Source organism: Bacillus sp. J33 (assembly GCF_000518885.1).
In the GTDB taxonomy this organism is placed as follows: Bacteria; Bacillota; Bacilli; order Bacillales; family Cytobacillaceae; genus Cytobacillus.
On the sequence record NZ_JAEL01000009.1, the window covers coordinates 44601 to 57729 of the forward strand.

Consider the following 13129-nt stretch of genomic DNA (forward strand, 5'->3'; position numbering starts at 1 on the left):
AGAGGTGAAAAATGGGCACTTTTATATATAAAGACCTGCTGGTATTCTGGAGAGACCGCAAAGAGATCTTAATGGCTCTATTGCTTCCCATTCTCCTTATTGTCATCTTAAACTATGCCTTTTCAGGTCTTTTCAATGATGATGAAGACGCTGTTCATATAGATATCGCAGTGGTGCACGAAGATGATGTAGATAAAGGGAAAGTGCAATTTGAAGATACTGTGCATGAAAAGGATTTATCTGCTGCGGATAAAAGTACCGTACTGGCTGAAGCAGCAAATCTTGATCCCGTTCAGCTTATCGATGATTTTTTAAATAACCCTGATATGCAAAAATGGGTAACCGTAAAGGAATTAAGTGAACAGGAAGCATCGGAGCAAATCAAAAATGGGGAACTGGATGCGTTTTTAAAGATTCCGGAAGGATTTACGCATGATGTTCTTTCCAGTGTCCTGTTAGGAGAACCAGCCCAGGCATCCTTAATGATTTTAGCAGAAAAGGAATCTGCTGAGGTCAGTACCCTTCAAGAGATCATCTATGGCTTTACGGATTCTGTAAATATGCAGTTTGCCCTTGGGAGTATGGGGGAATTGGCGTCAGCTGACCCAGTCCTGCCTGAGGGGGGAAGGGAAGTGGTTGATGGGGCTGAGACGTATACCATTTCCCAATACTTTACGATTGCCATGGGTACTCTGTTTGGCTTATTCCTGGCTCAAACGGTAGCGTTAAAAACCGTAACTGAAAAGCGTGAGCGGGTATTTAACCGGATCTTGTTAACCAATAGCCATCCGATGTACTTTTTAATTGGGAAAACGGCGGCTGCCTTTATACTATCATGTATACAGCTGGCTATTACCTTTACAGCCGTTCAATTGCTGTTAGATGTATTTCCCGATAAATCGTTAACATTTTGGGCCGGATTAATGGTTGTCATGATGGCATTTGCCTTAACCATTGCGGGACTATCGGCTTTATTAACATCCATCACGCTCCATGTAAGTGACAGTAATGCAGCAAGTGGAATTTCCACCCTCATTATTATGGGGCTTGGGGTTCTGGGCGGCAGCTTCTTCCCGCTTGAAGGGCTTCCGGAGCCGCTCCAAAAAATTGGCGAATGGACACCTAATGGCTTTACACAGACAGCACTAATAGAATGGGTTCAATATAGCCATGTAAGTGACTTGCTCTTCCCGGTTGTCTTTCTTTTGGCTGTATTTATCGTTTGTTTTGGCATCAGTATGTCAATCTTTCCAAAAGGGGGGAGAAGCTAATGAGTCCAGTGTTTTACGCTCAATTGTTAAAGGATAAACGCAAACCGCTGCTTATCCTGTTATTTATTGGCCTCAGTATTTTAGCCACTCTCATTTTTGGGAATTCGGCCAGACAGACGGAAACGACGGTTGCGGTTTTTGCCTCTGGTTCAAATGCCAAGGAAATTGAACAAAAATGGGTGAAGTTATTAAATGATGATACTGAAACGAAATATATCATTTCAGAAGAAAGGATAGCGCGTGAACAGGTTAGAGAGGGAAAAAGGGATGTGGCGATTCATGTCATGGAAAATGATTATCGCTTAATTACATCCTCAGATATGCCAAACATCCAGCTTGTGGAGGAAGAGGTCCATAAAGTTTTTACAGAAGAAGCAAAGCTTCAAGCGATAGCCGGCTCACAAAATACTGCAATATTAAGAGAAGAAGTGGAGAGCTACATGGAAAAACCGCCATTAACCGTTCAAACGAAAAATGTTAAAGGCGGAGAACTTACGGGCCATGATATGGGTACCCAGCTGCTGTTTGGTTTTACCTTGTTTATTGCCATGTTTACGATCGGATTTAAGGTTAATGCCATTAATGCAGATAAGGTAAGCGGGGTTTGGAACCGCTTGAATCTATCCCCGGTGAGCAAAGCCAATATGTATGCCGGTCACTTATTGTATAGCTTTTGCATTGGATTTTTTCAAATGGCCGTTGTTTTTCTCATCTTTGAATATGTGATGAACTATGAGATTGGGCATCTTCCGATCATTCTAACGATAGCGGCGGTATTTACATTAAGCACCGTAAGCTTGGCCATGCTAATTGCAGGAATGACCAAAACACCTGAGAAGTTTAATATGATTTATCCATCTTTTACTCCGATGATTCCCGTGATCAGCGGCGTATATATGCCTCCAGGTACCATAGATAACCCAGTATTCAGCTTTATGGCAGATCTCTTCCCGCTCGGCTATGCAATTGAAGCCATGATGGATGTCACACTCTTTGGTGCAGGCTGGAGTGATATTGCGCTGCCCGTTTCGTTCATGCTCCTTATTGCTGTGATGTATATGGGGATTGGGATTAATCTGGGAGAACGGGGGAGGCGGTGATTATTGGTTGTAGAAATGGAATATATGCTTAATAAAAACTATATAAACAACAGAAGGCGGTTCCTATTATGCATTGAGGGGAACTGCCTTTTTCTAGTTACTTATATACTTTCCCCTCTTACGATAGTCAAATTGCACTGTAAAAATTTTGAATATTCAAATGAATTTGATTTCACTAATAAAGGTGAAGAAATTTTGTCTGTTCGCTGTAAGCGGCTTTTTCTATAATGAAAAGTGTAATCGATTACATGAGCAACTACTAGTAGAGCGGTGAGGATATGTTAACGTCAAGAGCGTTTCAGCTGGCAAACAAATTATTAATGTCAAAATCCCCATTAAGGATTAAAGATTTATCTGTGGAGTATGGTGTAAGTACCCGAACAATTAAGTATGATTTGGAAATGGTGAGAGACTGGTTTAAAACCCAGAACCATCAACTGCATTCCCAAACAACGAAAGGTATATGGATTGAATGCAGTGATCAAGCACGAATGAACCTTAGGAGAATCCTGACTCAGTTTGAACGTTCCAATATTTATCCGGACCAGACGGTGCGTGTGAGGAAAATTATCCTGGCTTTAATCTTAACCAATGAGTATATTACTGCTGCTGATTTTTCTGAATCATTAGATGTAAGCAGAAATACCATCCTAAGTGATTTAAATAAGGTGGAAGAATTCCTTTGTTCATGGGGGATAAATCTTGAGAGAAAACAAAGGGCTGGATACAGGCTTTTAGGGGAAGAGCTTCAAATTCGCTTAATGCTTGAACACATGATCTACAACGATCTGGATGATTATGAAATCTATAAAATGACGACTCGAATCACGAAGAAGGACAATGATGCAGATGCAGGGCTTCTCATGGATGAAGCCTTAATGAATGCTTATAAAGCTGTTGAGGAACAGATGAGGGAATTGTACAATCCTTCATTGGCTCCCATCATACGCCTGTCCGATTTGCTGAAAAGTCTGTTCCGGATCACCTTTTCAGTTATCAGGCTGAATATGGGCCATACCATCAGCAGCTACCGTGTTTTAGACAGATCCGAAATTAAGGATGATGGGTCTAAGTTTTTAGCTTCTGCCATGGGAAAAATCCTCTCTGATTTGCAGCTGCCATTATTGGAGGAGGAGTTCCTATATGTAACAGGCAGTCTTGAGAAGGAAACCGAACCTGTAGATGCAGTTGAGATAACGGAAAAAATCATCCATTACGTAAGCAAGCTGGAAGGAATTGATTATCAAAAGGATCACAAGCTTTACAGCAACTTGCTGGCTCACTTGTCGCTAAGGTTCCAAAACGGATCTCTTTATTTAAACGAAATGAATCCAATGGAGGAAGAGATTAAAAGAAATCACCCTGAACTTTTTAAAAGCGTTCAGCATGCATGCTGCCGTTTTATTAAACAGCATGCATTGATTGCCCAGGATTCGTTCATCTCCTTAATAGTCCTTCATTTTCTGGTATCTTATGAGAATACATTTAAGCCAAAGCGGAAAGTAAAAGTTCTTTATGTGTGTTCAACCGGAAGAGGTGTGGCACGGCTTATTAAAAACCGCGTTGAAAAAGAGATTCCGGCTGTGGATATCGTTGCCTATTGTTCCCTTCTTGAAGTGGAAGAAATATGCCAGCGGGAAGAGGTTGATATGATCGTAAGCGTCTTTCCGGTTGAAACAACCATTCCTGTTGTGGTTGTAGAGCCGCTTCCGGGAAAAAGTGATATTGAGGCAATTAGAGAGCAAATGAAACTGTTAATCGGACCGGAAGCGGAGGAGATCAATAACCTTCTTGAGGATAGTGATTTTCGGTCAATCCGTGAAGAAACTGAAACCATAAGCCAGGAGATTATTTTAAAAGGTTTTGAAGTGGTACAGGCATTGCTGGATGCTTTTCCAATTGAATCAAAGGAAGATTGGAAGAATGCTTTTGAAATCCATGTGTTCTTAATGGTCCACCGTTATTATTTTGATAAGCAATATGACCAGTATTTCTATAGCAGCCAGCAGCTTTTGGACAGTGATGTAGAAATGATGAATAAAGTTCGAAGTATTTTGGAAGGTAAAGACCTGCAGGTTCATGATGCAGAAGTTTTTACTCTATTACAATACTTTAAAAAATGGAAGTGAATGTATGAATGAACCTATGATCATTCAAAATGGGTTAGTCATTGACCCAGAAGCCTTAACCATTAAAGAGATGGATATTGGCATTCTAAATGGAAGATTTACTCCTGATGAAGAAGTGCTGGAGAAGGTACATCAAAAAGTGCAGTATATTGATGCGTCAGGGTATTATGTATCCCCGGGATTTATTGATTTACATGCCCATATCTTTAAGGATTGTACAGAGTTGGGAATTGATCCGGATCTTGTTGGTGTAGATCAAGGAGTCACGACCATTGTGGATGCAGGAAGTTCTGGATACGACAACTACAGTCTGCTTAAGGAAGAAATCATTAATAATAGCAAAACAGAAATATTAGCCTTTCTCAATATTTCACGGAAAGGGTTGTGTCACGGACTTTCGGAACTTGCTAACTTAGACGATTTGATGACCCTTGAGGAAGCACAAGAGATTTTAAAGAAAGAAAAAGGTATTGTTGGGCTTAAGGCCAGAATGAGCGGATCTGTTGTACAGGATAGCGGAATACAGCCTCTCAAACATGCCAGAAAACTAGCAGACGAATTACATAAACCAATAATGGTCCATATTGGAAATCCTCCTCCAAAATTACAAGAGATTTTCCCCCTTCTTGAAAAAGGGGATATTGTGACACATGCCTTTCATGGGAAAAAACATGGAATCTTAAAAGAGTCGGGTGAATTGATACCTGAAGCAATAGACGCAATTAGAAGAGGTGTCCGGTTTGATGTTGGCCATGGGACTTCGAGTTTTAGCTATAAAACGATGAGAAGGTTTAAGGAAATTTATGATATTGCTTTTACGATCAGTACCGATATCTATAAGAAAAACTATTCTCATCCTGTAGGGAGTCTTATGGTTACTATGACAAAGCTGCTTTCCCTTGGCTATTCTTTAACCGAAGTGGTGGCAGCAGTCACGAAACGGGCTGCAGATACGCTGCATTTAACTGAACAAGGAACATTTAAATATGGCACTAGAGCAGATGTTACGATCTTTGGGCTAGAAGAAAGGAATGTTCTTCTAGCCGATTCGGAAGGAGAAGAATTGGCCTGTCATCAAATTCTCACTCCATACATGACCATAAAGACTGGAAAGGTGGCATACCAGAAAGAAGATGGAATTAAAAACACAAGAGCTTTATGAAAAAAGCGAAGAACCGCAATTATGCAAAGAAGTGATGCAATTTGCGGTACAGCTCATGTCACAGGAAAACATTAAGATGACAGATGCTCAATTGCTATCTTTGTTATCTCATATTTCAGCAATGATATACCGCTCCAAACATAAAGAAGAGATTCAGCCTGTAGATGCATCTCTTTTTCAAGAAGTTTCCGATGGATCTATAGATATGGCAAAACTAGTCTGCGGGCTAATCTCTGACTTGCATGATGATGAGAAATACTTGCTTTCTATACATTTTGAATCTGCAAAAATGAACAATTAAGGGAGGAAATATTATGAATCAAGTGGTTGTCGTAATTGGAGATCGTTTAGGAAAAGGCCAAAATGTAGCAAAAGGAGTTGAAGCAGCTGGCGGAAAAGCTATTGTAATTAACGGAGTTGGTGCAGATATGCGTCTTGGAGATGTCATGAAAGCTGAAAATGCGGACCTGGGCATATCTTTCTGCGGAAGCGGAGGCGCAGGAGCCATCACAGCACAAACGAAATATGGGTATCCTGCCCATTATGGTATGCGCTCCATTGAAGAGGGTGTAACAGCTGTTAATGAAGGGAAACGCGTGCTGGGATTTGGGTTTATGGATGTTGAGGAATTAGGAAAGCGTATTACAGAAGCTTATATGAAAGCAAGAGTGTAAGCCTATGGAAAAAGTCATTCAGCAAAAAGTCAGAGTAAAAGGTACAGGCAAGACCAAAGAACATGCCATTAATTTCGCTCTTGGACAAATACAAAAAAAAATCCTGGACGAACATAAAGCTTTAATGATTCGCATTGAACCTTTAGGGATTGAATTGATCGAAGCCATTGAACAAACCCATACAGAACGGTTTATGCTCTTTTTCTTTCCAAGAAAGAGACAGACTTACAAAGTTGTTTTAGACGTTACTGTTCAAGCAACCTTATTAAATGTGAATGAAATTGATTTTAAGAGATTGGAAGAGCCTGGAGGAGTGATGAATGGGATTTTCCAAAATCAGCAAATAACAGAGAAATAGGAGGGGGAACATGGAGGTATTGGAAATAGCTATAAAGTCAATCATTATCGGTGCCTTTGTCGGCGTAGGGGTCGGAGCAGGAGCAGCCAGAATGTTCCACGCGCCCAAAGTGCAGGGGATGGGGGCATTCCGTACTTTAGGGGAGCTCAATGCCTGCGCTGGTGACGCAGCATCCCATTTTTCCTTCGGGCTTGGATTCTTTTTTAACGCATGGGCATCTTCTGTTGGTGCTGGTGCTTTCACACAGGATGTTGACCACCGGATTATCCCGAATTGGGCTGCATCTGTCCTTATGCGCAAAGGAAAACGTCCTGAAGATACCCTGCATAATCCTCAGAAAATGGCTATTGCCGGGGGCATCATCGGAATTATTGTCGTTGCTTTCTTAAATCTTACTGCATCCGCCATTCCTGAATCACTGCAGGCTATTGCCGTTAAAGTGCTTGTTCCTGCTGCGAACCTATTAATTAACCCAGTAATGCCAGTCATTTTCTGGCTTGCTGCACTGGATGCCGGGAAACGTTCCGGGTTTTGGGGGACTATCTTTGGAGGAGCTGCTCATTTAATCATGGGGAATGCTGTTCCTGGTGTTGTTTTAGGGATTTTAATAGGCAAAGGCGTAGATGACAGCGGATGGAATAAAGTCACGAAAACATTGATCACTTCTGTTATTTTACTATTTGTATTAAGTGCATTCTTCCGTGGATTTGATATGCAGTTATTAGAAAGCATGTATATTGATACCCCGGAATGGCTGAAAGACTTGCATAGATTATTAGGATTAGAGGTGAAGTAAAATGAACTCTCAAACTGCCCGAGCTATAGATCAGGAGGTAAATAAAAAGCCAGAGATTGATATGAGCAAAAACTTCTGGTATGCAGACTGGTCATTCCCTATTTTCGTTGCCCTTCTATCCTCAGGGATCTTTGCGGGAACACATATGTACTATGTTTATAAAATCGGTGCTTTTAATGATGTTGCGATCGTGGCTATGTTAGAAGCTGGAATTCAGGGTGCTGGCTATGGAGCTGCGGCAGCATTTGGAGCAAGCTTCTTATTTGCACGAATATTAGAGGGTTCGCTTGTTGGGATCCTGGACATTGGAGGCTCGCTTCAAACTGGTATCGGCATTGGGGTACCTGCCTTATTGCTGGCATCGGGGATTACCGCGCCACTTGAAAACTTTATCCTTTCTATCATTACTGGTGCCTTGCTTGGGGTAATTGTAGGGTATGTCATTATTGGAATCCGTAAATTCACGGTAAACCAATCAAACTCAACCTTTGGAGCAGACATAATGATGGGAGCAGGCAATGCATCCGGCCGTTTCCTGGGTCCTCTAATTGTCATCTCAGCAGCAAGTGCATCCATTCCAATTGGCATCGGATCAATTATTGGTGCAGCCATTTTCTACGTTTGGAAAAAACCTGTTGCGGGTGGAGCTATTTTAGGAGCCATGATTTTTGGAGCAATCTTCCCAATTTCTTTAGAATAGGTGTGAGTTAAAATGAGTGTTTTTGAATCATTTGGATTACGTAAGGTCATTAACGCCAGCGGTAAAATGACGGCATTGGGCGCATCTGCTGTCAGTGATGAAGTGGCGGCTGCCCTACAGAAGGCATCACAGGATTATGTAGATATAGATGAAATGATGGAATTTGCAGGACAGGTCATAGCTGAATATACAGGAGCCGAAGATGGCTGCCCAACATGCGGTGCAGCTGCAGGGATCGCCATCTCTGTCTCTTCCGTCATTACTGGAAAAAACCTCACTTTAATTGAAAGGATGCCAGAATCAGAGGGGCTTAAGAATGAGATCATTCTACAAAAGGGCCAGCAAATCCACTTTGGGGCTAATATTGGTCAAATGATCCGGTTAGGAGGAGGCAAAGTGGTTGAAGTGGGAAGCGCCAATAAAGTAGAAGCAGACCATATTCAGCAGGCCATAACAGAAAAAACTGCTGCGCTTTTTTATGTTAAATCTCATCACGCTGTACAAAAAGGAATGCAGCCGATAGAAACGATGCTGGAAATTGCGAATAATCATAATATCCCATTCATTATTGATGCAGCAGCAGAGGAAGACTTTAAAAAGTATATAAAAATGGGTGCTGATATTGTAATATACAGCGGCGGAAAAGCGCTGGAAGGTCCCACTTCCGGTTTAATCTGCGGGAAAAAAGAATGGATGGAAGCATGCAGAATGCAATATAAAGGCATTGGGCGGCCAATGAAAATTGGAAAAGAAGGGGTTGCAGGGCTCATTGCAGCATTAAAGCAATATCCATTTAAAAAAGACAATGCAGAAGACCAAATTGCACGAATGAAAAAGCTGTGCCAATCGCTTGAAAATGTTGAAGGCCTTACATGTTCAATCAAGCAGGATGAAGCAGGAAGGGCAATCTACCGGGCACAAATTGAAGTTGATTCCGATAAGGCAGGTATGACTGCTGAACAGCTACTTAACCGCCTTGAAACAGGTAATCCGGCGATTTACCTTCGCCATCATTATGTCAACATAGGCATTTTAGCCGTGGATCCGCGGCCGCTTCTTAAAGGACAGGAAGAAATTATTGCAAATACAATAAAGAGTATACTAAAAGAGGAGCAGCTTTTATGAACCATAAAGTCATTTTTAATGTATTAGCAAAGGATGAAAATAATGCGAAAGAGCTTGTGGATGCAGCCGGAGACCGTGTATTAGTAGGCATAATGGTTAAAAATTTTCCGAATGAGGAAGACGCTATAGAACAAGTGGAATTTTATAAAAAACAGAATATTCCTGTTTCCGTAGGCTTGGGAGCGGGCGATCCTGCGATGTGGAAAATGGTAGCCGATGTTTCGGCCAAAACGCATCCTGAGCATATAAATCAAGTGTTCCCAGCTGCCGGATATACTCTCGGGCGTATTTCCGAGCTTAATTTCTCAAATACCATTGTCAATGCGCTGATTGAACCATCTGGAACTCCTGGACAAGTCTATATCTCAACTGGTCCCAACAGTTCTGAATACAAAGAAAAGGTATCTTGCGAAATGGCTGCATCAATGCTTGCTGAAATAGGGGTCCACTCTGTTAAATTCTATCCAATTAACGGAGATGAAAGACTGGATGAAGTAGCAGCTATGGTTAAGGCTGCTTCACAGGCTGGCTTGAAAATTTTTGAACCCACAGGCGGTATTGATGTCGAAAACGTATACCGAATTGTCCAAACCTGCCTTGAAAATGGGGCTGAAATGGTTATTCCACATTTGTATACTTCTTTAGTAAATAAGGAAACTAGCAAAACTGAAGTAGAGAAAATCGAACAGCTGATAAACATGAAATGGAATGTCAATTAAGAGAAAAGGAGCTTTCGTCTGATAGCTCCTTTTTATTTTTAGGAGGGTTAATAAATGAATTCATATGCAGTTATATTTGATATGGATGGTGTCATTGTAGATAGTGAACCCGTTTTTAAAAGGCTGAATGAAGAATTGTTTCAAGAGTTAAATTTAACGGTGCCTGATGAGATACGATCACAATTTACAGGAGGGAGTGCCAATCGTAAATGGAGATTGATAAAAGAACACTGTGGAGTTACACAGCCTTTAGAGGAGCTTATTAGCTTTCAAAAAGATTTTTTCAGGTCAAGGAATGTCCGATTTGATGAGATTTTATTCCCGGGAGCACGCCCATTGCTAGATATGCTAAAAAAGCATGAAATTCCGGCAGCACTTGCATCCTCTTCAGATAGGGAACGAATTAATAAAGTTATAGACGATTGCAATCTCTATGGTTTTTTTGATTCAGTAGTCAGTGGGGAGGTATTCGAGGAAAGCAAACCACATCCAGAAATCTTTCTTCATACCGCTGCAAAATTAGGAATGGAACCTGAAAGGTGTGTCGTCATTGAGGACTCCTTAAATGGATTAACTGCAGCTGCACGTGCTGGTATGAAGAAAATTGGAGTTAAGCATAAACAAATCCCTATGGATTTATCAATGGCAGATTATACTGTTTCATCCTTGGAGGAAATAGACCAATTGTTGTTAGAAAAAGTTTTGAAGAAATCATAAATTTAATTCTTTTAACTATGGCATTTTAGAGCTGATCAATGACCAAGGGCTCTCCCTTCTATCGAACCACTGAAAAAGCACTTTTTAAAAAATATGTCTGGACGGAGAAATTTTAAACAAAGATATCTAAGCGCACTGAAAACACCTTAGGCTTTATTATGGAAAGAAAAACCTACATCTACTCGGTTGAAAAAGCGAAGCGAAATTAAATAATCACATGGAAGTAAAAATAACTGCGCCCGTCCCTTTGCTGCTAAAGCTGGGAATAGGCGCTTTTTTTGAGAAATTGGGCTATTTCAAGAGGGTTATTGGCTGATCATGTCGAAAATTTACATAGTAAAATTTTACAATTTAAGGAGTCCAATCAGATTATGAAAAAAAATGTACTGATCATTTTTGCCATTATCATCACTCTCTTTTTTGGCGACCGATTTATAAGGCCGGGAATTGAATCCTCAGAAGATGAAAAAAAGAAGGAAGAAACCAAGATTAACAGAGACGAGCTGGAAGCTGAAGATTACGAGAAGATTTTTAAAAAAGCTATGAAGGAAGCAGAAGGCTTTGGCATTAAAGACAGGGATATTGAAAGCTGGGTGGTAAGACAAATTGCATACAGGACAGTGGATAATAAGCCAGCGTTAAATAAACAAGCACTAATAAACGAGGCCATGGAAAAGGTTCAATATGCGGATGCCTACATGGAATACGCTGAGGCGAAATATGGAGTTAGTGTTTCTGAGCAAGAGATGGAGGCCTTAGCAGAAGAGGAATTAAGCCAAGTATATGCAAAAGCATATGGGGTAACTCCAAAGGAGGCTCTATTAAAGATTGAACGCAAGTCGCTCAAGCAGGCAGCGACTTTAAAAAAACTTTTTCCTATTTTAAAGGAAGAATATAATACAGATGATGACCATGTCGTATTAAGTGAATATGCCAGTGAGGTAGAAAACTTTATGGCTGGGAATGGAATGGGGAGTAATACTTAGTATTTAACCATTTTTCCTATTAGGAGCAATCCCGCAAAAGGGTTTGCTTTTTTATTACCCTGGCTTAATACAAATTTTGATTATTCTAAAAATCTATTATAATGATGACACTAACCAGAAAGGTGTTATCATTATAGTAGATTTCATTTTTGGAGAATGATTTTTCAATGAAAAACGTTACGGTTCTACAAGGTCCGAACGAAGCTAAATATCATTTTTCCTATATAAATCAAGGGGAACGCTTTCTTATAGTATTCAGGCATATAGATAGAGATAATCAAGCAAAAGGGGAAAAGAACCATCATGAATGAGGAAGAAAACGTAATAAGACAAAGCCAGCCTTTTTCAAAGATCCTGGCCAAAACCATTAAAACAGGGATTATTAAATCAAACCTGATTCCGATGTTCGCAGGATTAACATTGTCAATATATACGTATCAATACGGCCTCCTGGAGAAATTGCCGGAAATCATATTGGCTTTTATTGGTTCCAGTTTAGTAATGGGGGCAGCGGGGGCTTTTAATAATCTTTATGACCGGGACATCGATTCGATCATGGAAAGAACGAAAAGCAGGCCAACTGTTACAGGAGAAATTAAGCCCAAACAAGTATTATGGCTCGGGATCATCATGTCTGTATTTGGGATCATAGCTCTTGCATTCACGACTCCTTTGGCAGCATTTCTGGGGTTTCTGGGGTTATTTTTTTATGTCGTCCCTTATACCATGTGGACTAAGAGGAAAACAGTTTACAATACGGAGGTCGGAAGCATTTCTGGTGCGATGCCGCCTCTTATTGGATGGGCTGCCATACATCCGGACATCACACATCCTGCTATCCTGGGGCTGTTTGTTATCACAGTCATCTGGCAAATGCCGCATTTCTATGCGATCGCAATCCGGAAACACGATGAATATAAAGCGGCAAACGTACCTATGCTGCCCGTTGTAAAAGGGGTTAGGAGAACGTATATCCAAACAAATATATATTTAGTCATTTTAATCGGGATAAGCTTTCTATTAGGGTCATTAAGCATTGGCCTTATGCTGGTAGCCCTGCTGCTGGGTGTTATCTGGCTGAGCTTAAGTGTTTACGGCTATAAGCGGATGGATCCTGAAAAGTGGGCGAAATCGCTGTTTATTTTCTCCCTGGTTCATATGACAGTCCTGTTTTCAACAGTCATTATCTACTCTCTTATGGGGATTATTTTTGATTTGTAAAAAGAAGGGTGTTTTCGTAAAGATTGTTGCTTTTCGGATGGTTAACTAAGTTTAACCAACTGAGTTGATTGTAGCGGAGGGCACTTGACTCCTGTGGGAAGAGAGGGAAGTGGGAGACCCCACAGGCGAAGCCGAGGAGGCTCTCATTCCTCCCCGCGGAAAGCAAGTGCC

General features: G+C 40.9%; 14 protein-coding genes. All 14 read left to right on the forward strand.

Features of this window, described 5'->3' with window-relative positions:
- The first annotated feature begins 11 nt into the window (after positions 1–11).
- The 14 genes from L634_RS0104225 (at position 12) to cyoE (ending at position 12958) form a co-directional block, all read left to right on the forward strand.
- Positions 12–1271 (forward strand): ABC transporter permease, encoded by a 1260-nt coding sequence (locus L634_RS0104225; RefSeq protein WP_026581366.1) that lies wholly within the window; start codon positions 12–14, stop codon positions 1269–1271.
- Positions 1271–2371 carry an ABC transporter permease gene (locus tag L634_RS0104230; RefSeq protein ID WP_026581367.1) on the forward strand — a complete coding sequence of 367 codons (1101 nt, stop codon included), beginning with the start codon at positions 1271–1273 and terminating at the stop codon, positions 2369–2371. The genes L634_RS0104225 and L634_RS0104230 overlap by 1 nt, the downstream gene beginning before the upstream one ends.
- Before the next feature lie 278 nt (positions 2372–2649).
- Positions 2650–4500 carry a BglG family transcription antiterminator gene (locus tag L634_RS0104240; RefSeq protein ID WP_026581369.1) on the forward strand — a complete coding sequence of 617 codons (1851 nt, stop codon included), beginning with the start codon at positions 2650–2652 and terminating at the stop codon, positions 4498–4500.
- A gap of 4 nt (positions 4501–4504) precedes the next feature.
- Positions 4505–5662: an amidohydrolase/deacetylase family metallohydrolase gene (locus L634_RS0104245; protein WP_026581370.1), complete on the forward strand. Its 1158-nt coding sequence runs from the start codon at positions 4505–4507 to the stop codon at positions 5660–5662.
- Positions 5634–5963, forward strand: a complete 330-nt coding sequence (locus tag L634_RS0104250) for a PRD domain-containing protein (protein WP_026581371.1) — start codon at positions 5634–5636, stop codon at positions 5961–5963. Before L634_RS0104245 ends, L634_RS0104250 begins: the two co-directional genes overlap by 29 nt.
- 13 nt (positions 5964–5976) lie before the next feature.
- Positions 5977–6336 (forward strand): glycine-rich SFCGS family protein, encoded by a 360-nt coding sequence (locus tag L634_RS0104255; protein WP_026581372.1) that lies wholly within the window; start codon positions 5977–5979, stop codon positions 6334–6336.
- Between the two features lie 4 nt (positions 6337–6340).
- Positions 6341–6694, forward strand: a complete 354-nt coding sequence (locus L634_RS0104260; RefSeq protein ID WP_026581373.1) for a DUF4312 family protein — start codon at positions 6341–6343, stop codon at positions 6692–6694.
- A gap of 10 nt (positions 6695–6704) precedes the next feature.
- Positions 6705–7490 carry a DUF4311 domain-containing protein gene (locus tag L634_RS0104265; RefSeq protein ID WP_026581374.1) on the forward strand — a complete coding sequence of 262 codons (786 nt, stop codon included), beginning with the start codon at positions 6705–6707 and terminating at the stop codon, positions 7488–7490.
- Positions 7491–7551: 61 nt separating this feature from the next.
- Positions 7552–8190: a DUF4310 family protein gene (locus L634_RS0104270; RefSeq protein ID WP_034261960.1), complete on the forward strand. Its 639-nt coding sequence runs from the start codon at positions 7552–7554 to the stop codon at positions 8188–8190.
- A 12-nt stretch (positions 8191–8202) separates the two neighbouring features.
- The gene (locus L634_RS0104275; protein ID WP_026581376.1) at positions 8203–9315 is read left to right on the forward strand and encodes a DgaE family pyridoxal phosphate-dependent ammonia lyase; all 1113 of its coding nucleotides are present in this window, start codon (positions 8203–8205) and stop codon (positions 9313–9315) included.
- Positions 9312–10034, forward strand: coding sequence for a KDGP aldolase (locus L634_RS0104280; RefSeq protein ID WP_026581377.1), 723 nt, complete (start codon positions 9312–9314; stop codon positions 10032–10034). Before L634_RS0104275 ends, L634_RS0104280 begins: the two co-directional genes overlap by 4 nt.
- 54 nt (positions 10035–10088) lie before the next feature.
- Positions 10089–10751 (forward strand): HAD family hydrolase, encoded by a 663-nt coding sequence (locus L634_RS0104285; protein WP_026581378.1) that lies wholly within the window; start codon positions 10089–10091, stop codon positions 10749–10751.
- A gap of 371 nt (positions 10752–11122) precedes the next feature.
- Entirely contained in the window at positions 11123–11737 is a 615-nt protein-coding gene (locus tag L634_RS0104290) for a hypothetical protein (RefSeq protein WP_026581379.1), read from the forward strand.
- A 303-nt stretch (positions 11738–12040) separates the two neighbouring features.
- Entirely contained in the window at positions 12041–12958 is a 918-nt protein-coding gene (gene cyoE, locus L634_RS0104300) for a heme o synthase (protein WP_026581380.1), read from the forward strand.
- Positions 12959–13129: the final 171 nt, after the last annotated feature.

Excerpts from the sequence above, each read along its gene's own strand:
- L634_RS0104225 (WP_026581366.1), top strand. The coding sequence starts at position 12 with ATGGGCACTTTTATATATAAAGACCTGCTGGTATTCTGGAGAGACCGC.
- L634_RS0104230 (WP_026581367.1), top strand. The coding sequence starts at position 1,271 with ATGAGTCCAGTGTTTTACGCTCAATTGTTAAAGGATAAACGCAAACCG.
- L634_RS0104240 (WP_026581369.1), top strand. The coding sequence starts at position 2,650 with ATGTTAACGTCAAGAGCGTTTCAGCTGGCAAACAAATTATTAATGTCA.
- L634_RS0104245 (WP_026581370.1), top strand. The coding sequence starts at position 4,505 with ATGAATGAACCTATGATCATTCAAAATGGGTTAGTCATTGACCCAGAA.
- L634_RS0104250 (WP_026581371.1), top strand. The coding sequence starts at position 5,634 with ATGGAATTAAAAACACAAGAGCTTTATGAAAAAAGCGAAGAACCGCAA.
- L634_RS0104255 (WP_026581372.1), top strand. The coding sequence starts at position 5,977 with ATGAATCAAGTGGTTGTCGTAATTGGAGATCGTTTAGGAAAAGGCCAA.
- L634_RS0104260 (WP_026581373.1), top strand. The coding sequence starts at position 6,341 with ATGGAAAAAGTCATTCAGCAAAAAGTCAGAGTAAAAGGTACAGGCAAG.
- L634_RS0104265 (WP_026581374.1), top strand. The coding sequence starts at position 6,705 with ATGGAGGTATTGGAAATAGCTATAAAGTCAATCATTATCGGTGCCTTT.
- L634_RS0104270 (WP_034261960.1), top strand. The coding sequence starts at position 7,552 with ATGAGCAAAAACTTCTGGTATGCAGACTGGTCATTCCCTATTTTCGTT.
- L634_RS0104275 (WP_026581376.1), top strand. The coding sequence starts at position 8,203 with ATGAGTGTTTTTGAATCATTTGGATTACGTAAGGTCATTAACGCCAGC.
- L634_RS0104280 (WP_026581377.1), top strand. The coding sequence starts at position 9,312 with ATGAACCATAAAGTCATTTTTAATGTATTAGCAAAGGATGAAAATAAT.
- L634_RS0104285 (WP_026581378.1), top strand. The coding sequence starts at position 10,089 with ATGAATTCATATGCAGTTATATTTGATATGGATGGTGTCATTGTAGAT.
- L634_RS0104290 (WP_026581379.1), top strand. The coding sequence starts at position 11,123 with ATGAAAAAAAATGTACTGATCATTTTTGCCATTATCATCACTCTCTTT.
- cyoE (WP_026581380.1), top strand. The coding sequence starts at position 12,041 with ATGAATGAGGAAGAAAACGTAATAAGACAAAGCCAGCCTTTTTCAAAG.